The 22,858-nt window shown below is 70.8% G+C and carries 25 protein-coding genes and 1 tRNA gene; 17 read left to right on the forward strand and 9 right to left on the reverse strand.

Annotation, left to right across the window (positions count from 1 at the left end):
• From thrS to EV684_RS03620, 10 genes are all read left to right on the forward strand, one after another.
• The gene (thrS, locus tag EV684_RS03575; RefSeq protein WP_132644844.1) at positions 1-1,908 is read left to right on the forward strand and encodes a threonine--tRNA ligase; all 1,908 of its coding nucleotides are present in this window, start codon (positions 1-3) and stop codon (positions 1,906-1,908) included.
• An 86-nt stretch (positions 1,909-1,994) separates the two neighbouring features.
• Positions 1,995-2,531: a translation initiation factor IF-3 gene (gene infC, locus EV684_RS03580; RefSeq protein ID WP_132644845.1), complete on the forward strand. Its 537-nt coding sequence runs from the start codon at positions 1,995-1,997 to the stop codon at positions 2,529-2,531.
• Positions 2,532-2,663: 132 nt separating this feature from the next.
• The gene (gene rpmI / locus EV684_RS03585) at positions 2,664-2,867 is read left to right on the forward strand and encodes a 50S ribosomal protein L35 (protein WP_014428657.1); all 204 of its coding nucleotides are present in this window, start codon (positions 2,664-2,666) and stop codon (positions 2,865-2,867) included.
• 30 nt (positions 2,868-2,897) lie between these two features.
• Positions 2,898-3,254, forward strand: a complete 357-nt coding sequence (gene rplT, locus EV684_RS03590) for a 50S ribosomal protein L20 (protein WP_009856974.1) — start codon at positions 2,898-2,900, stop codon at positions 3,252-3,254.
• A 117-nt stretch (positions 3,255-3,371) separates the two neighbouring features.
• Positions 3,372-4,427 (forward strand): phenylalanine--tRNA ligase subunit alpha, encoded by a 1,056-nt coding sequence (gene pheS, locus EV684_RS03595; protein WP_132644846.1) that lies wholly within the window; start codon positions 3,372-3,374, stop codon positions 4,425-4,427.
• A 15-nt stretch (positions 4,428-4,442) separates the two neighbouring features.
• Positions 4,443-6,851, forward strand: a complete 2,409-nt coding sequence (pheT, locus tag EV684_RS03600; RefSeq protein WP_132644847.1) for a phenylalanine--tRNA ligase subunit beta — start codon at positions 4,443-4,445, stop codon at positions 6,849-6,851.
• A gap of 18 nt (positions 6,852-6,869) precedes the next feature.
• The gene (locus tag EV684_RS03605) at positions 6,870-7,229 is read left to right on the forward strand and encodes an integration host factor subunit alpha (RefSeq protein WP_132644848.1); all 360 of its coding nucleotides are present in this window, start codon (positions 6,870-6,872) and stop codon (positions 7,227-7,229) included.
• 33 nt (positions 7,230-7,262) lie between these two features.
• Complete coding sequence (locus EV684_RS03610) at positions 7,263-7,712, forward strand: MerR family transcriptional regulator (RefSeq protein ID WP_132644849.1); 450 nt, start codon at positions 7,263-7,265, stop codon at positions 7,710-7,712.
• Positions 7,713-7,752: 40 nt separating this feature from the next.
• Positions 7,753-7,829 (forward strand) — tRNA-Pro (locus EV684_RS03615).
• Between the two features lie 137 nt (positions 7,830-7,966).
• Positions 7,967-8,191, forward strand: a complete 225-nt coding sequence (locus EV684_RS03620; protein WP_132644850.1) for an FmdB family zinc ribbon protein — start codon at positions 7,967-7,969, stop codon at positions 8,189-8,191.
• Positions 8,192-8,736: 545 nt separating this feature from the next.
• Here the strand turns inward: EV684_RS03620 and EV684_RS03625 are convergent.
• Positions 8,737-9,627, reverse strand: coding sequence for a helix-turn-helix transcriptional regulator (locus EV684_RS03625; protein ID WP_242478407.1), 891 nt, complete (start codon positions 9,625-9,627; stop codon positions 8,737-8,739).
• Here EV684_RS03625 and EV684_RS03630 point away from each other — a divergent pair.
• Positions 9,626-9,988: a hypothetical protein gene (locus tag EV684_RS03630; RefSeq protein ID WP_132644851.1), complete on the forward strand. Its 363-nt coding sequence runs from the start codon at positions 9,626-9,628 to the stop codon at positions 9,986-9,988. The genes EV684_RS03625 and EV684_RS03630 overlap by 2 nt on opposite strands.
• A gap of 22 nt (positions 9,989-10,010) precedes the next feature.
• On the opposite strand, the gene EV684_RS03635 is transcribed toward EV684_RS03630, so the two are convergent.
• Both EV684_RS03635 and EV684_RS03640 read right to left on the reverse strand, forming a co-directional pair.
• Entirely contained in the window at positions 10,011-10,268 is a 258-nt protein-coding gene (locus tag EV684_RS03635) for a hypothetical protein (protein ID WP_132644852.1), read from the reverse strand.
• 116 nt (positions 10,269-10,384) lie between these two features.
• Positions 10,385-11,698, reverse strand: coding sequence for a TAXI family TRAP transporter solute-binding subunit (locus EV684_RS03640; protein WP_132644853.1), 1,314 nt, complete (start codon positions 11,696-11,698; stop codon positions 10,385-10,387).
• Between the two features lie 549 nt (positions 11,699-12,247).
• Here EV684_RS03640 and EV684_RS03645 point away from each other — a divergent pair.
• Positions 12,248-12,955, forward strand: a complete 708-nt coding sequence (locus EV684_RS03645) for a cobalamin B12-binding domain-containing protein (protein WP_243651033.1) — start codon at positions 12,248-12,250, stop codon at positions 12,953-12,955.
• A gap of 21 nt (positions 12,956-12,976) precedes the next feature.
• Here the strand turns inward: EV684_RS03645 and EV684_RS03650 are convergent, their stop codons facing one another.
• From EV684_RS03650 to EV684_RS03660, 3 genes are all read right to left on the reverse strand, one after another.
• Positions 12,977-13,351, reverse strand: coding sequence for a hypothetical protein (locus EV684_RS03650; protein ID WP_132644854.1), 375 nt, complete (start codon positions 13,349-13,351; stop codon positions 12,977-12,979).
• 62 nt (positions 13,352-13,413) lie between these two features.
• Positions 13,414-13,800 (reverse strand): NifB/NifX family molybdenum-iron cluster-binding protein, encoded by a 387-nt coding sequence (locus EV684_RS03655; protein WP_132644855.1) that lies wholly within the window; start codon positions 13,798-13,800, stop codon positions 13,414-13,416.
• 13 nt (positions 13,801-13,813) lie between these two features.
• Entirely contained in the window at positions 13,814-14,041 is a 228-nt protein-coding gene (locus EV684_RS03660; protein ID WP_132644856.1) for a hypothetical protein, read from the reverse strand.
• Between the two features lie 249 nt (positions 14,042-14,290).
• Between EV684_RS03660 and EV684_RS03665 the strand changes: the two genes are divergently transcribed.
• From EV684_RS03665 to EV684_RS03680, 5 genes are all read left to right on the forward strand, one after another.
• On the forward strand, positions 14,291-16,477 hold the full coding sequence (locus EV684_RS03665; protein WP_132644857.1) for a hybrid sensor histidine kinase/response regulator: 2,187 nt from the start codon (positions 14,291-14,293) through the stop codon (positions 16,475-16,477).
• 56 nt (positions 16,478-16,533) lie between these two features.
• On the forward strand, positions 16,534-17,115 hold the full coding sequence (locus EV684_RS03670) for a DUF4142 domain-containing protein (protein ID WP_132644858.1): 582 nt from the start codon (positions 16,534-16,536) through the stop codon (positions 17,113-17,115).
• A gap of 72 nt (positions 17,116-17,187) precedes the next feature.
• A complete protein-coding gene (locus EV684_RS23910) occupies positions 17,188-17,346 on the forward strand; it encodes a hypothetical protein (RefSeq protein WP_165908387.1) in 159 nt (52 codons plus the stop codon).
• Between the two features lie 76 nt (positions 17,347-17,422).
• Complete coding sequence (locus EV684_RS03675; protein WP_132644859.1) at positions 17,423-17,677, forward strand: hypothetical protein; 255 nt, start codon at positions 17,423-17,425, stop codon at positions 17,675-17,677.
• 725 nt (positions 17,678-18,402) lie between these two features.
• Entirely contained in the window at positions 18,403-19,824 is a 1,422-nt protein-coding gene (locus EV684_RS03680) for a sigma-54-dependent transcriptional regulator (protein WP_132644860.1), read from the forward strand.
• Here the strand turns inward: EV684_RS03680 and EV684_RS03685 are convergent.
• From EV684_RS03685 to EV684_RS03695, 3 genes are read right to left on the reverse strand one after another with little or no spacing between them, the layout of a single operon-like run.
• Positions 19,776-20,804 (reverse strand): UDP-glucuronic acid decarboxylase family protein, encoded by a 1,029-nt coding sequence (locus tag EV684_RS03685; RefSeq protein WP_132644861.1) that lies wholly within the window; start codon positions 20,802-20,804, stop codon positions 19,776-19,778. The two genes, EV684_RS03680 and EV684_RS03685, sit on opposite strands and share 49 nt — an antisense overlap.
• Complete coding sequence (locus EV684_RS03690) at positions 20,804-21,601, reverse strand: DUF2334 domain-containing protein (protein ID WP_132644862.1); 798 nt, start codon at positions 21,599-21,601, stop codon at positions 20,804-20,806. Before EV684_RS03690 ends, EV684_RS03685 begins: the two co-directional genes overlap by 1 nt.
• A complete protein-coding gene (locus tag EV684_RS03695) occupies positions 21,598-22,800 on the reverse strand; it encodes a glycosyltransferase (RefSeq protein WP_132644863.1) in 1,203 nt (400 codons plus the stop codon). The genes EV684_RS03690 and EV684_RS03695 overlap by 4 nt, the downstream gene beginning before the upstream one ends.
• Between the last annotated feature and the right edge of the window lie 58 nt (positions 22,801-22,858).

Below are 22,858 nucleotides of genomic sequence, written 5' to 3' on the forward strand. Positions count from 1 at the left end.
ATGATCCAGATCACCCTGCCGGATGGTTCCCGGCGTGAGTACCCGGCGCCGCTGACGGTCGCCGAGGTCGCCGCCTCGATCGGCGCCGGCCTGGCCAAGGCCGCGCTGGCCGGCCGTGTCGACGGCAAGCTGGTCGACACGAGCTTCACGATCGAACGCGATGCGCAGCTCGCGATCGTCACCGAGAAGGACCCCGACGCGCTGGAGCTGATCCGCCACTCGACGGCGCACCTGCTGGCCTACGCGGTCAAGGAACTGTTCCCCGAGGCCCAGGTGACGATCGGCCCGACGGTCGAGAACGGCTTCTATTACGACTTCGCCTACAAGCGCCCGTTCACGCCGGAGGACCTGGCGGCGATCGAGAAGCGCATGTCCGAACTCGCCGCGAAGAACGAGCCGGTCGTGCGCCGCGTGCTGCCGCGCGACGAGGCCGTGGCCTACTTCAAGGGCCTGGGCGAGCACTACAAGGCCGAGATCATCGGCAGCATCCCGGCCGACCAGGACGTCTCGCTGTACCGCGAAGGCGGCTTCGAAGACCTGTGCCGCGGCCCGCACGTTCCCAGCACCGGCAGGCTCAAGCATTTCAAGCTGATGAAGGTGGCCGGCGCCTACTGGCGCGGCGACCAGAACAACGAGCAGCTGCAGCGCATCTACGGCACCGCCTGGGCGAGCAAGGACGAGCTTCAGGGCTACCTGCACATGCTGGAGGAGGCCGAGAAGCGCGACCACCGCAAGCTCGGCCGCGAGCTCGACCTCTTCCACCTCGACGAGCACTCGCCGGGCACGGTGTTCTGGCACCCCAAGGGATGGACCGTCTGGCAGGAGGTCGAGCAGTACATGCGCCGGGTCTACCGCGACAACGGCTACCAGGAGGTCAAGGGCCCGCAGATCCTGGACAAGGCGCTGTGGGAGAAGACCGGCCACTGGGACAAGTACCGCGAGAACATGTTCACGACGGAGTCGGAGAAGCGCGACTACGCGCTGAAACCGATGAACTGCCCGGGCCACATCCTGATCTTCAAGCAGGGCATCAAGAGTTACCGCGACCTGCCGCTGCGCTATGGCGAGTTCGGCGCCTGCCACCGCAACGAGCCCACCGGCGGCCTGCACGGCATCATGCGCGTGCGCGCCTTCACGCAGGACGACGGCCACGTCTTCTGCACCGAGGACATGATCCTCGGCGAGTGCGTGGCCTACACGGCGCTGCTGCAGAAGGTCTATGCCGACTTCGGCTTCACCGACATCCTCTACAAGGTCGCGACGCGTCCCGACAAGCGCATCGGCAGCGACGAGATCTGGGACAAGGCCGAGAACGCGCTGGTCGAGAGCCTCAAGCGCTCGGGCTGCGACTACGTGATCTCGCCGGGCGACGGTGCCTTCTACGGCCCGAAGATCGAGTACACGCTGAAGGACGCGATCGGCCGCCAGTGGCAGTGCGGCACGATGCAGGTCGACTTCTCGATGGCCGAGCGCCTGGACGCCGAGTACGTCGCGGAGGACGGCTCGCGCCGCCACCCGGTGATGCTGCACCGCGCGATCGTCGGCAGCCTCGAGCGTTTCATCGGCATCCTCATCGAGCAGCACGCCGGCGCGCTGCCGGTCTGGCTGGCGCCGGTGCAGGCGGTGGTGGCGTCGATCACCGACGCACAGGCCGATTACGCGGCCGAAGTGGCGAAATCGCTGCAGCGGCAGGGGGTTCGGGTGCAACTGGACCTGCGCAACGAAAAAATAAACCGTAAAATCCGCGAGCACTCGGTGCAGAAGGCCCCGTTCATCCTGGTCGTCGGAGACAAGGAGAAGGCAAACGGGGCTGTTGCCGTGCGCGCGCGGGGCAATCTCGACCTCGGCGCGATGCCTCTTGCAGACTTCCACCAGAAGATCGCCAGCGACATCGCCGCCAAGGTATGAGGCTTGCCAGCGCCGCCCGCACCATTGATTTGATTGACGGCCCGCCGCCTTCGGGCCGCTCGAGGAGTTGACACATCGCTACGTTCATGGATCGCCGCACTCCCAACGCGGAGCGCAAGCACAGGCTGAATCGGGAAATCATGGCGCCGCAGGTGCGCCTGAACGGGGTCAACAACGAACCCCTAGGCATCGTCCCGACGATGGAGGCCCTGCGCATGGCTGGCGAGCTGGACGTCGATCTCGTCGAGATCGCGGCCACTGCAGATCCGCCGGTGTGTCGGCTGATGGACTACGGCAAGTTCAAGTACCAGGAACAGAAGAAGGCCGCCGAAGCCAAGTCCAAGCAGAAGGTCATCGAGGTCAAGGAAGTCAAGTTCCGCCCCGGGACCGACGAAGGTGACTACGCGATCAAGATGCGCAACCTGCGCCGCTTCATCGGCGAGGACGGCGACAAGGGCAAGGTCACGCTGCGGTTCCGCGGTCGCGAGATCACCCACCAGGACATCGGCATGCGCCTGCTGGAGCGCATCCGCGATGAACTGGCCGATGTCGCGGTGGTCGAGCACATGCCCAAGCTCGAAGGCCGGCAGATGATCATGGTGCTGGCTCCGAAGCGCAAATAAGCTCGGAGACCGGCAAGAGGAATCCGCCGCCGGGGTCGGTCACTCCGGCGGTGGACTAAAAGCCGCTGCAGGCAGACAAGCGTGCCGGAACCATCCGGCGCCGCCTGCAGGGGTCACTTAAAAGGAGCAGTCATGCCCAAGATGAAGACCAAGAGCAGCGCCAAGAAGCGCTTCCGCGTGCGTCCGGGTGGCACCGTCAAGCGGGGCCAGGCGTTCAAGCGCCACATCCTGACGAAGAAGACCACGACCCGTAAGCGCCACCTCCGCGGCGCCGCGAACGTGCACGAGACCAACATGGGCCACATCGCCGCGATGCTGCCCTTCGCTGGTCTGTAATCTTCTTACGCACGCACAAGGAGCCACACAATGCCTCGCGTCAAACGCGGTGTAACCGCCCACGCCCGCCACAAGAAGATCCTGGCCCTGGCCAAGGGTTTCCGTGGCCGTCGCAAGAACGTCTTCCGCATCGCCAAGCAGGCGGTGATGAAGGCGGGCCAATACGCCTACCGCGACCGTCGTACCCGCAAGCGGGTGTTCCGTCAGCTCTGGATCGCGCGTATCAACGCCGCGAGCCGCGAGCTCGGCATCACCTACAGCAAGTTCATGGCCGGCCTGAAGAAGGCGCAGATCGACATCGACCGCAAGGTCCTGGCCGATCTCGCGGTCAAGGACCCGGCGGCCTTCGGCGCCATCGTGGCGAAGGTGAAGGCCCAGCTCGCTTGACCAGCAAGCCCCGGCTTGCCGGGGCATGAGCTTTCCAAAGGCCGTCAGCTTCCAGGCGGCCTTTTTTCTTTTTTCGAGCCGACGCTGCGGCGGCGGCTCCTGTTGACCGACGCCGACATGAACGACCTCGAATCGCTGGTGCAGGCAGCCGTCGCCGACTTCGGCGCGGCGCCCAGCCCGGCCGAACTGGAGAACGCCAAGGCGCGCTACCTCGGCAAGAGCGGCCGCGTGACCGAGCTGCTGAAGGGCATGGCCGCTTTGCCGCCCGAGCAGAAGAAGACCCGCGGCGCCGAGATCAACCAGGCCAAGGTCCGCATCGAGACCGAGCTGACGGCCGCGCGCGAACGCCTGGCCGAAGCCGAACTCGCGGTGCAGCTGCGCGCCGAGGCGCTGGACGTCACGCTGCCCGGCCGCGGCCGTTCGGTCGGCGGGCTGCACCCGGTGAGCCGCGTCATCGAACGCATCGAGCAGATCTTCGGCTCGATGGGCTTCGACGTCGCCGAAGGCCCCGAGATCGAGACCGACTGGATGAGCTTCACGGCGCTGAACAACCCGGAGAACCATCCGGCGCGTTCGATGCAGGACACCTTCTACGTCGACCTGAAGGACGCGCAAGGCCGCTGGCTGAATCTTCGCCCGCACACCAGCCCGATGCAGGTGCGCTACGCGCGCGCCCACGCCGCCCGGCACGCGGCCGACCTGGCCGCCGGCAAGGCCATCCCGGAGATCCGCGTCGTCGCCCCGGGCCGCACCTACCGCGTCGACAGCGACGCCACGCACTCGCCGATGTTCCACCAGTGCGAAGGCCTGTGGATCGGCGAGAACGTCAGCTTCAAGGACCTGAAGTTCGTCTTCTCGGAGTTCATCCGCCAGTTCTTCGAGACCGACGACTTCGACGTACGTTTCCGGCCGTCGTTCTTCCCGTTCACCGAGCCCTCGGCCGAGATCGACATCGCCTTCCGCAGCGGCCCGCTGGCCGGGCGCTGGCTCGAGGTCGCCGGCTCCGGCCAGGTGCACCCGAACGTCGTGCGCAACTTCGGCCTCGACCCGGAGCGCCACATCGGCTTCGCCTTCGGCATGGGCCCGGACCGCCTGGCGATGCTGCGCTACGGCGTGCCCGACCTGCGCCTGTTCTTCGACAACGACTTGCGCTTCCTTTCCCAGTTCCGCTGACCCGACGAGAGCCGCATGCAGTTCCCAGAATCCTGGTTGCGCGAGTTCTGCAACCCCCCGCTCGGCACGCAACAGCTCGCTGACCTGCTGACCATGTCCGGCCTCGAGGTCGAGAGCCTGGAGCCGGTGGCGCCGCCGTTCACCGGCATCGTCGTCGCCGAGATCCTCGAAGCCGAACCACACCCGCAGGCCGACCGCCTGCGCGTGTGCAAGGTGTCGATCGGCGCCGCCGAGCCGCTGCAGATCGTCTGCGGCGCGCCCAACGCCCGCGCCGGCCTGAAGGCGCCGCTGGCCACCGTCGGCGCAATGCTGCCGCCCGGCGAGGACGGCAAGCCGTTCAAGATCGGCGTCGGCAAGCTGCGCGGCGTGCAGAGCTTCGGCATGTTGTGCTCGGCGCGCGAGCTGAAGATCGCCGACGAACACGGCGGCCTGCTCGAACTGCCGGCCGACGCGCCGGTCGGCACCGACATCCGCGAATACCTGAAACTCGACGACACCGTCTTCACGCTCAAGCTGACGCCCAACCTGGCGCACGCGCTGAGCGTGCACGGCATCGCGCGCGAGGTCTCGGCGCTGACCGGCACGCCGCTCTCCGTGCCGGCGATCGAGCCCGTCGTGCCGGCGCACGACCAGCGCCTGCCGGTCGAGGTGCAGGCCGCGGACCTCTGCGGCCGCTTCTCCGGCCGCGTCGTGCGCGGCGTCGACACCAAGGCGAAGACGCCGCAGTGGATGGTCGACCGCCTGGCGCGCTGCGGCCAGCGCAGCGTCAGCGCGCTGGTCGACATCTCGAACTACGTGATGTTCGAGTTCGGCCGCCCGTCGCACATCTTCGACCTCGACAAGATCCACGAGAAGCTGGTCGTGCGCTGGGGCCGCGAAGGCGAGACGCTGAAGCTGCTCAACGGCAACACGATCAGCGTCGACGCCAGGGTCGGCGTCATCGCCGACGCGGTGCAGGTCGAGTCGCTGGCCGGCATCATGGGCGGCGACGCCACCGCGGTGTCCGACGACACGAAGAACGTCTACGTCGAAGCCGCGTTCTGGTGGCCCGAGGCGGTGCAGGGTCGCTCGCGGCGCTACAACTTCAGCACCGACGCCGGCCACCGCTTCGAGCGTGGCGTCGACCCGGCGCTGACCGTCGAGCACATCGAGCGCATCACGCGGCTGATCATCGAGATCTGCGGCGGCGAGGCCGGCCCCATGGACGACCAGACGCTGGCGCTGCCGAAGGCGCAAGCCGTGACGCTGCGTGTCGAGCGCGCGGCCAAGGTCACCGGCCTGCCGCTGACGCAGCCGCAGTGCGCCGAGGTCTTCCGCCGCCTGGGACTGCAGTTCAGCGAGGAACCCGGCCGCCTGACCGTGACGCCGCCGAGCTGGCGCTTCGACCTGAAGATCGAGGAAGACCTGATCGAGGAGGTCGTGCGTGTCGTCGGTTACGACAAGCTGCCGGCGACGCCGCCGCAAGCGCCGGTGACGGCGCGCGTGCGCCCCGAGGCGCGCCGCAGCGCGTCGGCGCTGCAGCGTGCGGTGGCCGCGCTCGACTACCAGGAGACGATCAACTTCAGCTTCGTCGAGGAACGCTGGGAGCGTGAACTCGCCGGCAACGCCGACCCGATCAAGGTGCTGAACCCGATAGCCGCGCCGCTGGCCGTGATGCGCTCCAGCCTCATCGGCAGCCTGGTCGCCGTGCTGCGCGGCAACCTGGCGCGCAAGGCGGCGCGCGTGCGCGTGTTCGAACTCGGCCGCGTCTTCCGCCGGGACCCGGCGGCCGTCGACGGCCCGCTGGCCGTGGCCGGCGTCGACCAGCCGCTGCGCATCGCCGGCCTTGCCTACGGCAACGCGCTGCCGCTGCAGTGGGGCCAGAAGGAGAGGGCGGTCGACTTCTTCGACCTCAAGGGCGACGTCGAGGCGCTGTTCGCCCCGCGCAAGCCGGTCTTCGTGGCCGCCGAGCACCCGGCGCTGCACCCGGGCCGCTGCGCGCGCATCGAGGTCGACGGCCGCGCTGTCGGTTTCGTCGGCGAGCTGCACCCGAAGTGGCGCCAGGCCTACGAGCTGCCGCAGGCGCCACTGGTCTTCGAGCTGGAGGCCGCCGTGCTGCTCGAACGCCCGCTGCCGAACTTCGAACCGCTGTCGCGCCAGCAGTCCGTCTGGCGTGACCTGGCGCTGGTGGTGGGCGAGGGCGTGCGCCATGACGCGCTGATCGCCGCGCTGCGCGCCGACGCGCTGGTACGCCAGGCGACGCTGTTCGACCTTTACAAGCCGGCCCAGCCGGGCGGCGGCCTGGCCGCGGGTGAACGCAGCCTGGCCGTGCGCCTGGAACTGCTGGACCCGGCCGCGACACTGACCGACGAGCGCATCGACGCGGCCGTCGCCGCCGCCGTCGAGCGCGTGCAGGCCGCCTGCGGCGCGCGCCTGCGCACCTGACCGGGGAGCAATACCGTCATGAACGACACCGCACCGAAGGAACGCGTCATCCTGCCGTCGCTCGAGACGCCGACGCTGACCAAGGCCGAGCTCGCCGACCTGCTGTTCGACCGGCTGGGCTTGAACAAGCGCGAGTCCAAGGACATGGTCGAGGCCTTCTTCGAGATCGTGCACGGCACGCTCGTCGAAGGCGACGACGTCAAGCTCTCGGGCTTCGGCAACTTCAACATCCGACGCAAGGCGCCGCGCCCGGGCCGCAACCCGCGCACCGGCGAGCTCATCCCGATCAAGGCGCGCAACGTCGTCACGTTCCACGCCAGTCACAAGTTGAAGGCGATCGTGCAAGGCGACACGCCGGCCGAGGGGGACTTCGAGTAAAGTCTCGATCCCGCGTCGATCCTGTTGTTTTCAATGGAGAAAACGCTTCCCCCCATTCCCGCCAAGCGCTACTTCACGATCGGTGAGGTGAGCGAGCTGTGCGGCGTCAAGCCGTACGTGCTGCGGTACTGGGAACAGGAGTTCACGCAGCTCAAGCCGATGAAGCGGCGGGGCAACCGGCGTTATTACCAGCACCACGAGGTGCTGCTGATCCGACGCATCCGCGAGCTGCTCTACGAACAGGGCTTCACGATCAGCGGTGCGCGCAATCGGCTGGCCGACGGGCATCCGGGCGCGCAGGCCGCAGCTCTCGATGCCATCGATGGCATGACGGCGCCGGGAGTCGAGCCCGCAGCCGACGCCGCGTTCGCGGCTGCCCCGACGCTGGTCGCGCCGGTCCAGGCTGCCATCGACGCCTGGCCGGATGGCGTCGGCAACCTGCGCGCCGAACTGATCTCGATCCGCGAATTGCTGACTCCGTGATTCACAAGCGTATTGTCTGAGGTATACTGCAAGGCTTCGTCGGGGTGTAGCGCAGCCTGGTAGCGCACTTGCATGGGGTGCAAGGGGTCGCGAGTTCGAATCCCGCCATCCCGACCATTAACAAGCCGAGGCCCGGTATCGCAAGATACCGGGCCTTTTGCTTGATGGGCGCCCGGTCGTGGCGTGACGGCGTGCAGCACAATCGCAGGCGATACGCGCGCGCGGCCAGCGAGCCGCCCCTTGGAACACCGACGATGCCGATCTACGAATACGCCTGCCAGGAATGCAGCCAGCGCTTCGAGGCGCTGGTGCGCTCGGACACCGTTGTGCAATGCCCGCAATGCCACTCGACGCTGCTGGAGAAGCAGCTGTCGGTGTTCGCCGCCGGCAGGACCGCACCCGAGGCGCCTCCCACCCCCGTCAACCCCTGCGCCGGCTGCGGACGCGCCGCAGGACCGGGTTCCTGCTCCCTCCGTTGAACACCTGAGCTGACACGCGCCCGGCACACGCCGGCGCCGTCTCGAGGCACCCACGACGCGCCCCGGGCCTGCCGCGCCACCACGGCGCCAAGGCGCCGGTCATCGTGCCGCTGCCCCCAAGCGTCCCGGTTGCCCCGAGCGCTGCACGACGCGGCCGCGGCGCGGGCCGCCACCTGCAAAGGTTTGCAGGTCTCAAAACTCCGGCCGACTGCTGCAATTCGCCTCAACGAATTCACCGCCAATTCGGCGGCTAATGGAGGCGATCATGTGGGACATCATTGCAGAAATTCTCGGCTTTCCCCGTACCGGTGGCCTCTGAATGACTGAATGAACTTTCCTGGCGCACGTCGGCCTTCATCGACATTCGCGCCATGGAAATTCGCAGCAGAGGCAGCATGGTTTCTGCGCCCGGCAAGTGCTGGTGATCACGACCCGGGCCTTCGATGCGGGAGCGTTCGTCCCTCCAGCGCGCTCGCATCAGGCGTCGCCCCCTGTGGGCGACGCCTCTTTTTTCGCCTGGAGGGCGGCCTGCGCGCAGCGCGACCTCAGAGCAGGCCGAGTTCCATCGCCTTCAGCACCGCGCTGTGCTTGCTGGAGACCTCGAGCTTGCCCATTGCGTTTCGCAGGTGAAAGACGACCGTGTGTTCGCTCATGGACAGGATCTGGCCTATCGCCCAGGCCGACTTGCCTTCGCGCGTCCACAGCAGCACCTCGCGTTCCCGCGGCGTGAGCCTGGGGCCGTCGCCGGAGCGCAGCTTGCGGGGCAGCATCACCCGGGCCGCCGTCTCCTGCGCATGGACGGCCAGCAGCTGCAGATCGGCCATCAGGCGCGCCAGATCCCCGTCGTCGGCCGGAAGCGGTTGTTCACGGTCGACGCCGAACAGGAACTGGCGACCGCCGGGCAGGTGCAGCGACATCGAGATCCCGGTGCGGAACCCGTAGCGAGCCTGGCTCTCCCAGAGGTCGCCGGCGCCCGCACGCACATAGGTGTCCTGGTCGTAGGCGAACGGAAGGCTCGCCGCCCTCAGCCGCTGCAGGACCGGGTCACGCCGCGAGTCGTCCTCGTCCATGGAGGCCTCCTGGAAGCTGCTCGGCAGATTGCTAAGGCGCGCGACCACGGACGGCTGCGACGGTTGCTTGACCATCATCACGGCCTGGACGATCTGGAAATCGAGGTTCTGGGCAAAACGCACGAGGCGCGTTTCGAACGTCGCCCGATCGCCGGCGGTGCCAATGTCCAGGTAATCCTGGTATTTCATCGCGTTGACCAACTGACCGGTCTCGTCGCCCCTGGCGGGGGTGGAGCCGGCGAACTCCTTCGCAGACGGTGATGTAATGGGCTCGGTTTGCGTTGAACCCTGGATGATCCGGTCTTGGCCGGTTCGTGAATGGTACATGCCGGAGGACCCGGCCGAATGGCCGGCGTGGTGGCACATGGGAACACGTGTCGATCCGCCCCGCGACGGCGGGGTGCCGTGCAGCGGCGACACGGTCTGGGCGGCGACTGTCGACGGGGTCGAGGTCGCGGCCAGCTGGGGCTGGACCGAACTCCGCCCCGGCGTCGTCGTGCTGACCGACCCGAACGCCATTTCCACCAACCTGCGCTGCCTGCATGCGACGGCCCCGGCCGACGAACGCCTCGCGGCCATCGTCGCGCTCAACCGCCTGACCCACGAACTGCCGTGGCGCGAGACGGTCTGCACCATCCTGCGCATGCTGCGCCGCCATGCCGGCTTCGCGGCGGCGGCGGCGCCACGCCGGGTGCGGCGTTCGGGTACGCCCTCGATGCCGTGCTGAAGACAGCCGCCGCGGAGCTGCCTCAGCAGCTTCCGCGCTCGGTACGCCGGCGCTCGTCACGGCGCGCCCAGGCGAGCATCAAGGCCTGCACCCAGGCAGCGGATTGGCCCACGGACTCGGCATGACGCGGACGCTCGTAACGCAGACCGATCGCGACGCGGCCGGTCCACCAGACTTCGCGGTTCGTCCCAGGCAGCAACACGGGGCCGACGTGGCCAACCGGCAGCGAGATCGGCGGTGCGCTCGCGTGATGACGGATCGTGTTCGGTCGGTCGTCCATGGCGGCCTCTTGACAGTGCGGCGGTGGCGCCGCAACGCAAGCGCGGCTCCACGACCATTGGCGCCCCAGCCGCGGGGCGGGGAGCACCCGCAGCAAGCGGGATGCCCGGCCCGCGCTCAGCGCCCGGCGTCGACGCGTGCCGCCGCGCGTGCCAGCAGCCGTTTTCTCACCAGCTGCACGTGGCTGCGCAGGTCGTAGAGCTCGCCTGTGTAGGCCAGCGGAAGGCCGATGCGCGCGATCTGAGTGTCGATGCGGTCGAGTTCGGCGTGCAGCCGGCCGAACTCCGCATCCTGCCGCTCGATCGCCTGTTCGAGCTCGCGCAGGTTGGCGTACCAGCGATAGACGCGCGAGCGAAAACGCATCGCCAGCAGCGGAGGCAGAACGCGCGACAGCGGGATGATCGCGGCCAGCAGCGGCAGCAGCACGATCCACATGCGGTCGACGAAGTTCGCGAGCCAGAACGGCAGATAACGCTGCAGCCACGGCGGCCCGTTGCGCGCATAACGTTCGGCCTCGGGCGCCAGGGGCCATTCCGCGCTCGTGGCCTGCGGGAACTCGCCCGGCGAGTTGAGCCATCCGGCACCGCCGTGCGCCTGGTGCGAGGCCTGCACGAGCAGCTGCACCAGGGCCGGGTGAAGGTCGGCGCGCGCGACCAGCGAGGCGGTCGTGGCCACCAGCGGCAGGTCGCGCGGCGGGTCGTCCCGGGCGAGGTCGACCACGCCGCGCGGCAGCACGAGTTCGTGCAGGAACGGGAATCGGCGTGCATAGGCCCGGGCCTGATCGAACTCGAGCAGCTTCACCCCGGGAGCACGCAGCAGGTACTGCACCAGCGGGGCGTCGGCAGCGGACACCATGGCCAGCGCGTCGGCACGCCCCTCCACCAGTTCGACGACCGCAAACACCGTGGCCCGGGTCTGCAGGTTCATCGACGCCGGGTCGATGCCGTTGGCCAGCAGCAGCTGGCGCCACAGCGCGGCGGTGCCGCCGCCCTCGGGGCCGACCTCGAGCCGCCAGCCCGCCATCTGGCCGATGCGCGTGAGCCCCTGGGCGCCCAGCCCGCGTTCACTGGCTTCGCGGTAGAAGACCCACAGCGGTTCGTGGGCCACCGTGCCGAGGGACTGCAGCGTCGCCTCGTCGTGGCCGGTCGCGGCATCGACGCCGCCCTGGACGAAGGCCACCTGCACCGACGAGGCCGGGTCGCGCAGCAGCCTCAGGTTCTCGGCAGAACCCCCCGTGGGCACGATCTGCAGTTCGACGCCGTGGGCCCGCAGCAGCGGCACATAGCGGCGCGCGAAGCCGTCGTACGCGCCGTGCTCGGGGCCACTGGCCATCACGATGCGGCGCTGCGGGGTCGGGTCGAGCCAGCGATAGGCAAGCCAGGCGCTCACGAGTGCCGCGAACACCAGCGACAACGAAGCCCAGGCAGACATCTGCAGGAGCGCTTCGCGCCAGCGGCCGGCGATCGCGCGGCGCGGCGGCAAGGCCGGGGGACGGGAAGAGTCGGGCACGGCCGCGACGATACCGGAGCATCGCGCCAGGCATCGGATGCACTCCCACCTGACGGCATTGGATCTCGCCCTCCGGAAGCTTGCGCCGGGCCGTCTCAGGGAAAGTGAGCAGTGTTTGTTTCAACCCCATGCCGGGCCGGCATTCGTGATTAGGATTGAGACATGACGGAACGCAGTACCGGACCTGCGCCCGCATTGGAGCCGCCCTCGTCGAGACAGGCTGGAAGGCTGGTCTCGCTGCTGTGGCAAGGCGCCCAACGCGTGGCAATCTGGCTCGAAGGCCCAGCCGACCGCCTCGCCCGACTGTGGTATCAGCTTCGCAGTGCCTCCACGCGGCGGCGCGCCTCGGTGATCGCTTTGCCGGTCGGCGTGCCGGCTTTCGCTGGCGGTGTCGTGCTGGGGGCGTGCGCCACGCCCTCGCCGCTGCGCCTGGGCCCTTCGTCCGCAGGGGCTTCACGCGGCCACGCCGACGTGTCGCGCCTGATCGAATCCGTGTTGCTGCCCGGGCTCGTCGCCTGGCATCAGTCGCTGCCGGCCTGTGTCGACGAACGCCGTGCCGTCGAACTGGCGCGGCGGCTGGTCGGCCCCACCGGGGCCGGCGTGCGCGAACTGCTGTGCGACCACTATGCCGGCCATGGTTCGCTGCACCGTCTCTTCACCGGACTCGTCGAACCGGCCGCGAGGCGGCTGGGCGACCTGTGGGCCGTCGACGACTGCTCCGAAGCCGAGGTCACGATCGGCCTGTGCCGCCTCCTGTCCGAACTGCGCCAGCTCGACGGGTGCTGTACCCGCGTGGCCGGACACGCCGGCCGGGCGGCGCTGGTCGTGCCGCTGCCGGGCGAACCGCACATGCTCGGTGCCGCGCTCGACGCCGAGTCGCTGTGGCAGGCCGGCTGGCTGCCCCAGTCGGAGTACCCGGAGACCGACGCCGCACTGCAGTCGATCGTCGCGGCGCGCCATTTCGACGTGCTCTGCGTCTCGCTCAGCCCGTCGTTCCGGCGTTCGCACCGGCTCGAACGCCTGGCGCAGACGATCGTGCGCGCGCGGGCCGTGTCGCGGAACCCGAACCTCGTGGTCGTGGTCAGCGGGCGGGCCTTCCACGACGACCGTGCGGCCGCTCGCCGGGTCGGTGCCGACGGCAGCAGCCGCTGGGCGTCGCGCCTGGAGTTCCTGCACTGAGCGCGGCGGCGCCGCGCCGCTTCAATCGCAGGCCTGCACGCGTGCGTCGGGCAGTTCGCTCAAGAGGCGCCAACCGAGCGCACGCACCTGATCCAGCGCGGCCTGCGGCACGTCGACGACCAGGATGCGTCCGTCTGACATGCCGCACATCGCGGCGCGCACACGGCCGTCGTGGCCGCAGCGCGGTGCACTCGCCTGGACGCCGGCCGCCGACAGCCGGGCAAGCGCCGCCGCCATCGGGTCGGCTGGCGCGGGCTCGCATTGCCGGGTGCCCGCCGACGCGAAGACGGTGACGTGTCCATCGGCTGCCGTCGCGCAACCGCCGCCGAGCGGCAGCGCGAGCACGAGCAGGGCAGCCAGCCAGGACCTGACAGGACCGGAGGAAGAGGGGTTCATCGTCGGACGGCAGCGAATCGGCGTGCCCCATCCTGTCCCGGCACGCCGGGCCGGTCAAGCACTCAGTGGCGCGAGAACAGGTCGCGCAGCTTGCAGAGGACCAGCGACAGGTCGGGCCGGGTGTCGACCGCCGGTTCGCCGGCGATCAGCCGCTGCAGCGCCAGACGCGGATCGCGCTCGCCCGTGCGCAGCACCTGCGCACCCCAGCCGGCCATGTGGCGCACGAAACCGTCGCCGGCGCTGCCGACGACCAGGATCTCGCAACCCTGCAGCGGATGGGGGCCGTCGTCCTTGAAATGGTGCGGCAGCTGCTCGCGCGTCAGCTCGACTGCCGCCGGTTCGGCGAGCGCCTGGCCGGCGCGACAGTCGTAGATCAGCCAGTGCCTGCATTGCCCGGCATGGCCGGAGATCTGCTGCATCGTCTCATCGACGGCGATGGCCACACGCATGGAGCCGCCGGTGTCAGTGTGCCTGCGCCGCGGAGGCGGGTGCCTGGGCGACGGCGGCTTCCCTCGCCGGCGCCTGCCCGGTGGCACCGCGTGCCGGATGTCCGGGAATAAAGGTCGAGGGGTCGATGCCGGAGGCGACCGGGCGTTTTTGCCCCAGCGCCGGGTGGTAGCCGAGATCGGCCGCCTGGGCGGCCGCGATGGTCAGCGCGCAGGCCGCGAGCACGAGCAGGGTTCGGTTCATGTGACGCTCTCTTCAGGGTTTACCCTTTATACCAGAGCATTGCTGCGGCGCAGCATCCACGTCCACTTGCCACGTGGACTCGTACCGCGTCAGCGCACGGCCCGCAACCCCGCGCGCGCGCAAGGCCCTCGCCGCGTTCGCATGGCGCCTGCCCGATACTGCGCGGGCCGCCGTTCGCGGCATCGCAGGAGAAGTTCGATGGGTTCTCGTATCCGCCGCGCCAGCGCCTGCTTCGCTGGCGGCTGATCGGTGCGCATACGCTCGCAGCTGCTGGCGCTCGTCGTCGCCCTCGTCGTTCCGATTGCGCTGCTCGCCGGCGCGACGCTGGTGCAGCTGCAGTCCGTCCAGCGCCACGAACACGAAGAACGCCTGCGCGAGCGCGTCGCCGCGGTGCGGCTGGCGCTGGACAGCCAGATCGAAGCCGGGTTCAGCGTGCTCGAGCGGCTGGCCGAAGGTCCGAAGGCCGGCACCGGACTCGTCGACCGCTCCGATGCCGGAGCGCTGTTCGCCAGCCAGCCCTTGTGGCGCGCGATCAGCCTGCACGAGACAACCGGCAGCGGCCCGAACTGGCAGCTGAGCCGCGACGGCCTGGACGAGCCCCCGGTCCCGGCCACGGTTCTCGATGCGGTGCGCCGCTCCGGCCGCAGCCATGCCTCTGGCCTGCTGGACGGCCCGGCCGGCGACTACCGCAGCTACCTCGCCGTGCCGGTGGCGCGCCCGGGCGGCGTGCCGGCCGTGCTGGTGGTGAGCATCGGCGACGCGCAGTGGATCGCTTTCCTGCGCCGTTACGCCGTCCCCGGCCCCGGCACGGTCACGCTCAGCGACCGCGACGGGCGGATCGCGGCACGGACGCTGGACCACGCGCAATGGGTCGGCCAGCCCTCGCTGGCGCAGTTCCGCCAGGCCACGCACGGCCAGGACGAGGGCGCGATGACGGTGCGCAGCCTGGACGGCACGCCGTACTTCAGCGCGTTCAGCCGGCTGCGAAGCTCGGGCTGGGTACTGGCCAGCGGCGTGCCGGTCGCGGTGCTGGACGGCACCGTGCGCAAGACCACGCTGGTGACCGTCGTGTCGCTGGCAGCGGCGACCATCGCCGCGCTGCTGCTGGCGGCCGTGATCAGCGATCGCATCGCCGCCGCGATGGCCGGCGTGCTGGAAATGGCCGCCGGCATCGCGGGCGCCCCGGCCGAGGTCAGCGACCGCCGGCTCGAGAACGTCGACGCCGCCACCGTGCGCCAGAAGGTGCAGGAAGCTGCCGACGCGCGCCGCGCGCGCGACGAGGCCCAGGCGCGCGCGCTGGCCAGCGAGACGCGTGCACGCTCGATCGCCGAGGCGGCCAGCCGGGCGAAGGACGAGTACATCGCGATGCTCGGCCACGAGTTGCGCAACCCGCTCAGCGCCATCGCCTCCGCAGCCGCGGTGCTGTCACGTGCGCAGGGCGCCGAGCCCGAGCGGCGCCGCGCGGTGGAGGTCGTCGAGCGCCAGACGCGCCACCTGCGCAAGATGGTCGACGACCTGCTCGACGCCACCCGCCTCGCATCGGGCAAGCTGCGCATCGAGCGTGCCCCGGTGGAGTTGTCGACGCTCGTGCGCCACGTGCGAACGCATTTCGAGGCCGCCGGCCGCGCCGACGGCCTCACGATCGAACTGCGCTGCGAGCCGGTCTGGGTGGAAGGCGACGAGGTGCGGCTCGAGCAGGTCGTCGCCAACCTGCTGGACAACGCCTGCAAGTACACGCCTGCGGGCGGCCGGGTGCGCGTGCGCCTGCACGCCGAGGGCGAGCAGGCCGTGCTCGAGGTCGCCGACGACGGCCCGGGGCTCGAGCCCGAACTGCTGCCCCGCGTGTTCGACTCGTTCTCGCAGGGCGCGCGCCCGATCGACCGCTCGCCTGGCGGCGTCGGCCTGGGGCTGGCGATCGTGCAGCAGATCGTCGCGCTGCACGGCGGCAGCGTCGAGGCCGCCAACGGCGGCGATCTGGGCGGTTCGGTCTTCACGGTACGCCTGGCGAAGGCCTCACCGTCGCAGGCGCTGCCGGCTGCGCCCGCGATGCCCGCACCGGGCCGTGCGCTGAGCGTGCTGATCGTCGAGGACAACGCCGACAGCCGCGAGATGCTGGCGACGCTGCTGGAACTCGAAGGCCATGACGTGCGCACCGCGGTCGACGGGCCGTCGGGCCTGGAGGCGATCCGCAGCGCGTCGCCGGACGTGGCGCTGGTCGACCTCGGCCTGCCCGGACTGGACGGCCACGCGCTGGCCAGCGCGGCCCGCGCCGCGGGAGCCCCGACGCGGCTGTTCGCTCTCACCGGCTACAACACCGATGCCGACCGCGAAGCCGCCGGGCGTGCCGGCTTCGACGGCTACCTCGTCAAGCCGCTGGATCCGGCGGCGCTGCAGGCCCTGCTGGTCGCGCACGGACTGCTGCCGGCATCGGGCTGAAGGTCGCGCACGTCGATTGCCGTCGGTCCGGGGACGAACGACCCGAGGACACGACGATGACCGATACCCGCCCCTTGCGCCCCATCCGTATTGCACTGGCTCTCGCCCTGGCTGCCGGCACAGGCGCAGCCGCAGCGCAGACCGCCCCGACCGCGCCACCGCCCGGCGCGTCCGCGGCGCCCGCCGACCGCGAGGTCTCCCGCGGCGACCGCCGCTTCCTGGAGGAAGCCTCCGCCGGCGGCATGGCCGAGGTCGCCCTCGGCAGCATGGCGCGCGAGCGCGGCGGCAGCGCCCCGGTGCGGCAGTTCGGCGAGCGCATGGTCGCCGACCACGGCCGGGCCAACGAGGAACTGACCCGCCTGGCCACAGCGCGTGGCGTCGGCACGCCCACCGACTCCGACCGCCGCCACCGGCGCACGATGGAGCGCCTGGGCACGCTGCAGGGTGCCGAGTTCGACCGCGGCTTTGCCGAGGCCATGGTCGACGACCACGAGCGCACGGTGAAGCTGTTCGAAGCTCAGAGCCGGCGGGGCGAAGACGCCGAGATCAAGGCCTTCGCCACGCGCACGCTGCCGACGCTGCGGGAGCACCTGCAGGGCGCACGCGCGCTTCGTGACAGCGTCCAGGCCGCGCGATGAGCGCCGCGCGGCAGGCATGAGCGTTGCCGCAGCACATTGTCGCGGCCAGTTCCGGCCGCCAAGGAGAACGCCATGGAAATGAACGGCTCTTGGGGCGGACTGCTGCCCTTGTGGATCCTCGGCGCGCCGTGGATCCTGTCCTTGCTGGAACTGATGCGCACGCCACATCCGCGCGCGCACCACGCGCCGCCGCCGGCGGTCGCGCCGCCCGCCTACGGGCGCCCGGCCTGACCGTGTCTTCACCGTGCCCGCTCAGGCGGGCACAGACCGCCGCCCGCGTGCGGCTCCCAGACCTCCGGACCCCCCGATGAATTCACCCACGAGTGCACGCCGCGTCGCGGCGCTGACCACGCTGCTGGCCGCTTCGGTCTTCGCGCTGACCGCCTGCGATCGTCGCGAACCCGAACCGACGCCGCCGACCACCGGAACCTCGACGCCGCCCGCCGATGCCAGCGGCACCGGCACCGTCACGCCCGGGGCAACCGGGACGATGCCGGGCAGCACCGGCTCCGACAGCACGGCCGGCGCGGCCATGGACCCGGCCTCCGAGGCCAGCCGCTGACCACGCAGAGCCGCGTTCAGCCGGCTGACCCCGGCGCGTCGGCCGGTCGACGCGGATCGACCGGGACGTCCGGCACCGGCGGCCTGCCGGCACCGTCGTCGACGGCGGCGCCGGGATCCTCTTCACCCGCGACGGATGCGTCTTCTGGCGCCGGCCGAGGCGTACGTGGCGGGCTTGGCGGTGCCGGGGAGAGGGGGGTGTTCATGACCGCCTCGAGGCAATCAGGATGCCCGCGAGGCCGGCACGGCGCTTGCCGCCCGGGGTCTCCACACGGGAGACCTGCCGATGATCATGTGCGAGTTCCGCCGCAGCCGGCCGCTGCGACTTCACGTTCCGCAACCCTTGCCCGAGACCGTCCCGCCGCCACCGCCGACCCCGCGGCCGGACGACATACCGCCGGAGATCATCGAGCCGCCCACGCCGACCGAGATCCCGCCGATCGGCGAACCGGGGGCACCTCCGCCCCCGATGCCTGCACGCCACTGAGCGAGGCCGCGGCGCCCTCGGCGCCGCATACGCCTACCGTCGACACGGCTGAGCCTTGCGCTGCGCCGGTGTCGCCTGTGAAATCAGCTGCACCCCTGGGCGTGCAGACCCGCCAAGCGGCCCGACACACGCCGATACAAGGCTGCACGATGCATCGCGTGCGGCAATGCCGGTGTCGCCGATGATCCGTTGTCCCTGATCCCGCCATTGCGCCGACAAGGCGTCACACATCCATGCCGATGCACCATGCCCTGATCGTGGACGACGACCTCGACTCGGCCATGACGCTGCGCGAACTCGTGGCCGGCGAACGTTTCACGGTGGCGGTCGCGCACACGCTGCGCGACGCACGCCGCCAGATCGCGATGCAGCAGCCCGACCTGGTGCTGCTGGACCTCAAGCTGCCCGACGGCAGCGGGATGGACCTGTTCGCCGACCCGCAGCTGATCGCCAACTCCGAGATCGTGCTGATCACCGGCCACGCGAGCCTGGACACCTCGATCGAGGCGCTGCGTCTGGGCGCCGCCGACTACCTTGTCAAGCCGATCGCGCTGCGCCAACTCGAAGGCGTGCTGGCCCGCTTCATGAAACCCTCGGCGCTGAAGGCCGAGGTCGAGACGCTGAATGCCGATCTGGCCTCGCGCGGCCGATTCGGCCACCTGTGGGGCCAATCGGCGCCGATGCTGCGTGTCTACGAGCAGATCTCGCGCGTTGCCGGCACCGCGGTCACGGTCTTCATCACCGGCGAGAGCGGCACCGGCAAGGAAGTCGTGGCGCAGTCCGTGCACGACCTGTCGCGTCGGCGCCAGCGGCCGTTCCTCGCCGTCAACTGCGGCGCGATCTCGCCCAACCTGATCGAAAGCGAGATCTTCGGCCACGAGAAAGGTGCCTTCACCGGCGCCGACCGCCAGCATCTGGGCTTCTTCGAGCGTGCCAACGGCGGCACGCTGTTCCTCGACGAGATCACCGAGATGCCGCTGGAGCTGCAGGTCAAGCTGCTGCGCGTGCTCGAGACCGGGCGCTTCATGCGCGTGGGCTCGACCGTCAGCCAGGAGGCCGACGTGCGCATCATCGCCGCGACCAATCGCCCGCCTTACCAGGCGGTGGCCGCCGGCAAGCTGCGCGAGGACCTGCTGTACCGGCTCAACGTCTTCCCCATCGAGCTGCCGCCGCTGCGCGAGCGCCTGTCCGACGTCGGCCTGCTGGCGCAGCACTTCCTGGAGGGCATCAACGAGCAGGAGGGGCGCCGGCGCCAGCTCAGCCCGGAGGCACTCGAACGGCTGGCCACCTACCACTGGCCCGGCAACGTGCGCGAGCTGCGCAACGCCGTGCAGCGGGCCTACGTGATGGCTGAAGGCGAGCTGATCGACGACCAGTGGCTGCCCCGCGGCGGCCCGGCGCCGGTCGCGCCGGCACCGGCCGCGGCGCCCGCGGCGGCCGCCACGCCCGAACTCCGGCCCCCGACCTCGGTGCCGCAGATCGAGGTCGTCACGCTGCCCATCGGCACCTCGATGGCGCAGGCCGAGCGCGCGCTGATCGAGGCCACGCTGCGCCACTACAAACACCAGAAGGAACGCACCGCCGCGGTCCTCGGCATCAGCCTGAAGACGCTCTACAACCGGCTCAAGGAATACGCCGCCGACGGCGAGACGCTGCCCTGAGCCCGGCGCGCGCCGGCTTGGGCCGACAGCGCGCGGAAGTACTCGATCGTGCGTGCCAGCCCCTCGTCGATCGGCACGCGCGGCGCCCAGCCCAGGTGGTGGCGCGCGAGCGTGATGTCCGGACAGCGGCGCGTCGGGTCGTCGGCCGGCAAGGCCTCGAAGACCAGGCGCGAACGGCTGCCGGCAAGCCGCAGCACGCGCTCGGCCAGGTCCAGCATCGTGCGCTCCTGCGGGTTGCCGAGGTTCACCGGGCCGGTGAAGCCGGCATCCATCAGCCGCAGCAGGCCGTCGACGGTGTCGTCGACGTAGCAGAAGCTGCGTGTCTGGAGACCGTCGCCATAGACCGTCAGCGGCCGCCCGGCCAGGGCCTGGACGATGAAGTTGCTGACGACGCGGCCGTCGCCCGGCCGCAGCCGCGGGCCGTAGGCGTTGAACAGCCGTGCGATGCGAACGACGACGCCGCGTTCGGCCGCGTAGGCCAGGCACATCGCCTCGGCGCAGCGTTTGCCTTCGTCGTAGCAGGCGCGCGGGCCGACCGGGTTCACGTGGCCCCAGTAGGCCTCGGGCTGGGGGTGGACCTGCGGCTCGCCGTAGACCTCGCTGGTGGACACGTGCAGCAGCCGCGCGCCGGTGTGCTGCGCCAGCTCGAGCAGGCGCCAGACGCCCACGGCGCTGGACAGCACCGTGGCCACCGGGTGGCGCTGGTAATACGCCGGGCTCGCGGGGCAGGCGAGGTTGAACAGGCGCTCGCAGTCGCGCGCCTCGGTGGGCAGCGGCTCGGTGATGTCGTGGCGCACGAAGCGCAACGCCGGATGGCGGCGCAGGTGCTCGAGGTGCTGCAGGTCGCCCGAGGACAGGTCGTCGAGCGCGAGCACGCGGCAGCCGCGTTCGAGCAGGCGTTCGCAGAGGTGGCTGCCGAGGAAGCCGGCGGCGCCGGCGACGAGCACCGCGTGCGGCGTGGCGGAAGGCGGGTTCTTCATCACGCCGCCGTGGCAGGCGACGTGCCGAGCCGGCGCGCGATCGCCGCCGCGTCGCCGAGCGTCAGCGCCTGGCGCCGGCGCAGCGCCCGGCGCAGCAGCGCGGCCCAGCACAGCGCGACGGCCGACGAGTCGCAGTCCGCCGGATGCAGCTCGAAACGCTGCAGCAGCGCGCGGCGCTGGCTCAGCCCGAGCAGCTCGTTCCAGGCGATCGAGGCGTGCACGCGCCAGGCCGCACGCGTGCTGAAGACGAAGCTCGGCGCATGCAGCGTCTGGCCGCCGGGCAGGGCCACGACCCGCGCCAGCGTGCAGGTGTAGGCGAACGGCCCGGCACGCACCGCCTCGCGGCCTTCGTCGCCCAGCAGCCAGGCGGGTGCGACAAAGCCGGTGATCGGCAGCCCCTCGCGCTCGGCCCAGTCCAGCCCGCGCTGCAGGCGCTCGGCTGCCTGCTCGCGGTCGAGCGCGGCGAACTCGCCTTCCCCGGCGGTGTACCAGCGCCGCGTCCAGCGTTCGACGAGGCCGGCGGGCTCGGGCCCGTCGTCACGGTGGGTGTAGCCGTGCAGCGCGAGCTCGTGCCCGGCTCGCGCCTGGCGCCGCAGCCAGTGCACGAACTCGGGCGACGCCGGCTCGCCGTGCATGCGCGGCACCACGAGAAGCGTCAAGGGCAGCGTCACGCCGCATTCGCGCGCGATGCGTTGGGCCTGGGCGATGACGCGTGCACAACCGGCCCAGCGGGAATCGGCGACGTCGTGCAGCACGACCGCCACGTGCCGCCGCTCGGGCCCGCTGAGCACGCTCACGACAGCTGCGGCGGCGCGAGCAGCGCGCCCGGCGCCTGCGCACGCCGATGGTCACGCATCACCAGGCGGTAGCGCGCGGCGAGCTGCTCGACGACGACGTCCCAGTCGTGGGCGCGAGCCCGCGCCAGGCCGGCGCTGGCCAGCGGCCGCGCGCCGTCGCCGACGGCGGCCCGCAAGGCCTCGGTCCAGACGTCCACGCGCCGCGAAGGCACCGTCAGCCCGACACCGTGCGCGAGCTCGCCCAGCCCGCCCGCGGCGTGCACGACGACCGGCGTGCCGCAGGCCATCGCCTCAAGTGCCGACAGGCCGAAGGTCTCCTGGTCGCCGGCGTGCACGAAGGCGTCGGCGCTGGCGAGCAGGCGCGCCACGCGGCGCGTGTCGCGGCTGGACGGCAGGCAGCGCAGGCGTTCGCCACGCGGCACGCGCGGGCCGTCGCCCATCACGACGAGGACATGGCCGGGGCCCAGGCGGTCGACGGCCTCGGCCAGCAGGTCCAGGTTCTTCTCCGGCGCGAAGCGGCCGGCATAGACGAAAAGCCGGGTCGTGGCAGGAAACCCGAGCCGCGCCAGCAGCTCGTGGCGCCAGCGCGGCGAGTTCGCCGCGGGCGTGAAACGCGTGCAGTCCACGCCCAGCGGCTGGTGCTGCGCCTGCGGCACGCCGAGTTCGTGCAGGCGTTTCGTCATCGCCCGGCTGGGCGCGAGCACGAGGTCGTAACGTTCGTACAGCCGGGCCAGGTAGGCCGCCGCGTGACGCTCGGCGTGGCGGCCGCGCAGGCCGTCCTGGCCGTGCGCGCCGCCGGCCAGGCGCGCCATCCAGCGCGGCAGGTCGCTGTGGCAGAAGGCGACCGCAGGCACCTTCAGGCGTTGACTCGCGTCGAGCACGGCCCAGCCCAGCACGTAGGGGTCGGCCGCTTCGACGATGTCGGGCGCGGCTTGCTCGATCAGCCGTGCCGCGTGGCGGCGCCGCAGCACGAACCGGTAGCCGCCGGAAGCCGGGATCGGGATGCCGCCGCAGTCGATCTCGCCGTCGCCGCGCGCGCCGGGCGCCAGCACGGTGTGGCGCCACCCGCGCGCGAGCAGACCCTCGCGTTTGGCCGCCAGCACGCGCTGCACGCCGCTGCTGGCGCCGGGCGTGCGGAACATCGTCGCGTCGAGCAGGTGCAGGCCACCAGGGACCGGAGGGGAGGGCGGACGTTGCATGGGGGGTCCTGTCGGCAAGGCATGTGCCCGCGCCGGGCTTCCCGCAGCGCAGCCTCCC

This window comes from Rubrivivax gelatinosus, assembly GCF_004340905.1.
GTDB lineage: Bacteria > Pseudomonadota > Gammaproteobacteria > Burkholderiales > Burkholderiaceae_C > Rubrivivax > Rubrivivax gelatinosus.

What these genes read in the sequence shown, in the direction of transcription:
- EV684_RS03670 (WP_132644858.1), top strand. Translation starts at nt 16,534, where the DNA reads ATGACCGATACCCGCCCCTTGCGCCCCATCCGTATTGCACTGGCTCTC.
- EV684_RS03605 (WP_132644848.1), top strand. Translation starts at nt 6,870, where the DNA reads ATGAACGACACCGCACCGAAGGAACGCGTCATCCTGCCGTCGCTCGAG.
- EV684_RS03675 (WP_132644859.1), top strand. Translation starts at nt 17,423, where the DNA reads ATGAATTCACCCACGAGTGCACGCCGCGTCGCGGCGCTGACCACGCTG.
- EV684_RS03660 (WP_132644856.1), bottom strand. Translation starts at nt 14,041, where the DNA reads ATGAACCGAACCCTGCTCGTGCTCGCGGCCTGCGCGCTGACCATCGCG.
- EV684_RS03620 (WP_132644850.1), top strand. Translation starts at nt 7,967, where the DNA reads ATGCCGATCTACGAATACGCCTGCCAGGAATGCAGCCAGCGCTTCGAG.
- rplT (WP_009856974.1), top strand. Translation starts at nt 2,898, where the DNA reads ATGCCTCGCGTCAAACGCGGTGTAACCGCCCACGCCCGCCACAAGAAG.
- pheS (WP_132644846.1), top strand. Translation starts at nt 3,372, where the DNA reads ATGAACGACCTCGAATCGCTGGTGCAGGCAGCCGTCGCCGACTTCGGC.
- infC (WP_132644845.1), top strand. Translation starts at nt 1,995, where the DNA reads ATGGATCGCCGCACTCCCAACGCGGAGCGCAAGCACAGGCTGAATCGG.
- EV684_RS03695 (WP_132644863.1), bottom strand. Translation starts at nt 22,800, where the DNA reads ATGCAACGTCCGCCCTCCCCTCCGGTCCCTGGTGGCCTGCACCTGCTC.
- EV684_RS03625 (WP_242478407.1), bottom strand. Translation starts at nt 9,627, where the DNA reads ATGTGCCACCACGCCGGCCATTCGGCCGGGTCCTCCGGCATGTACCAT.
- EV684_RS03655 (WP_132644855.1), bottom strand. Translation starts at nt 13,800, where the DNA reads ATGCGTGTGGCCATCGCCGTCGATGAGACGATGCAGCAGATCTCCGGC.
- EV684_RS03630 (WP_132644851.1), top strand. Translation starts at nt 9,626, where the DNA reads ATGGGAACACGTGTCGATCCGCCCCGCGACGGCGGGGTGCCGTGCAGC.
- EV684_RS03640 (WP_132644853.1), bottom strand. Translation starts at nt 11,698, where the DNA reads ATGTCTGCCTGGGCTTCGTTGTCGCTGGTGTTCGCGGCACTCGTGAGC.
- EV684_RS23910 (WP_165908387.1), top strand. Translation starts at nt 17,188, where the DNA reads ATGGAAATGAACGGCTCTTGGGGCGGACTGCTGCCCTTGTGGATCCTC.
- EV684_RS03680 (WP_132644860.1), top strand. Translation starts at nt 18,403, where the DNA reads ATGCACCATGCCCTGATCGTGGACGACGACCTCGACTCGGCCATGACG.
- EV684_RS03685 (WP_132644861.1), bottom strand. Translation starts at nt 20,804, where the DNA reads ATGAAGAACCCGCCTTCCGCCACGCCGCACGCGGTGCTCGTCGCCGGC.
- EV684_RS03610 (WP_132644849.1), top strand. Translation starts at nt 7,263, where the DNA reads ATGGAGAAAACGCTTCCCCCCATTCCCGCCAAGCGCTACTTCACGATC.
- thrS (WP_132644844.1), top strand. Translation starts at nt 1, where the DNA reads ATGATCCAGATCACCCTGCCGGATGGTTCCCGGCGTGAGTACCCGGCG.
- EV684_RS03635 (WP_132644852.1), bottom strand. Translation starts at nt 10,268, where the DNA reads ATGGACGACCGACCGAACACGATCCGTCATCACGCGAGCGCACCGCCG.
- EV684_RS03650 (WP_132644854.1), bottom strand. Translation starts at nt 13,351, where the DNA reads ATGAACCCCTCTTCCTCCGGTCCTGTCAGGTCCTGGCTGGCTGCCCTG.
- rpmI (WP_014428657.1), top strand. Translation starts at nt 2,664, where the DNA reads ATGCCCAAGATGAAGACCAAGAGCAGCGCCAAGAAGCGCTTCCGCGTG.
- pheT (WP_132644847.1), top strand. Translation starts at nt 4,443, where the DNA reads ATGCAGTTCCCAGAATCCTGGTTGCGCGAGTTCTGCAACCCCCCGCTC.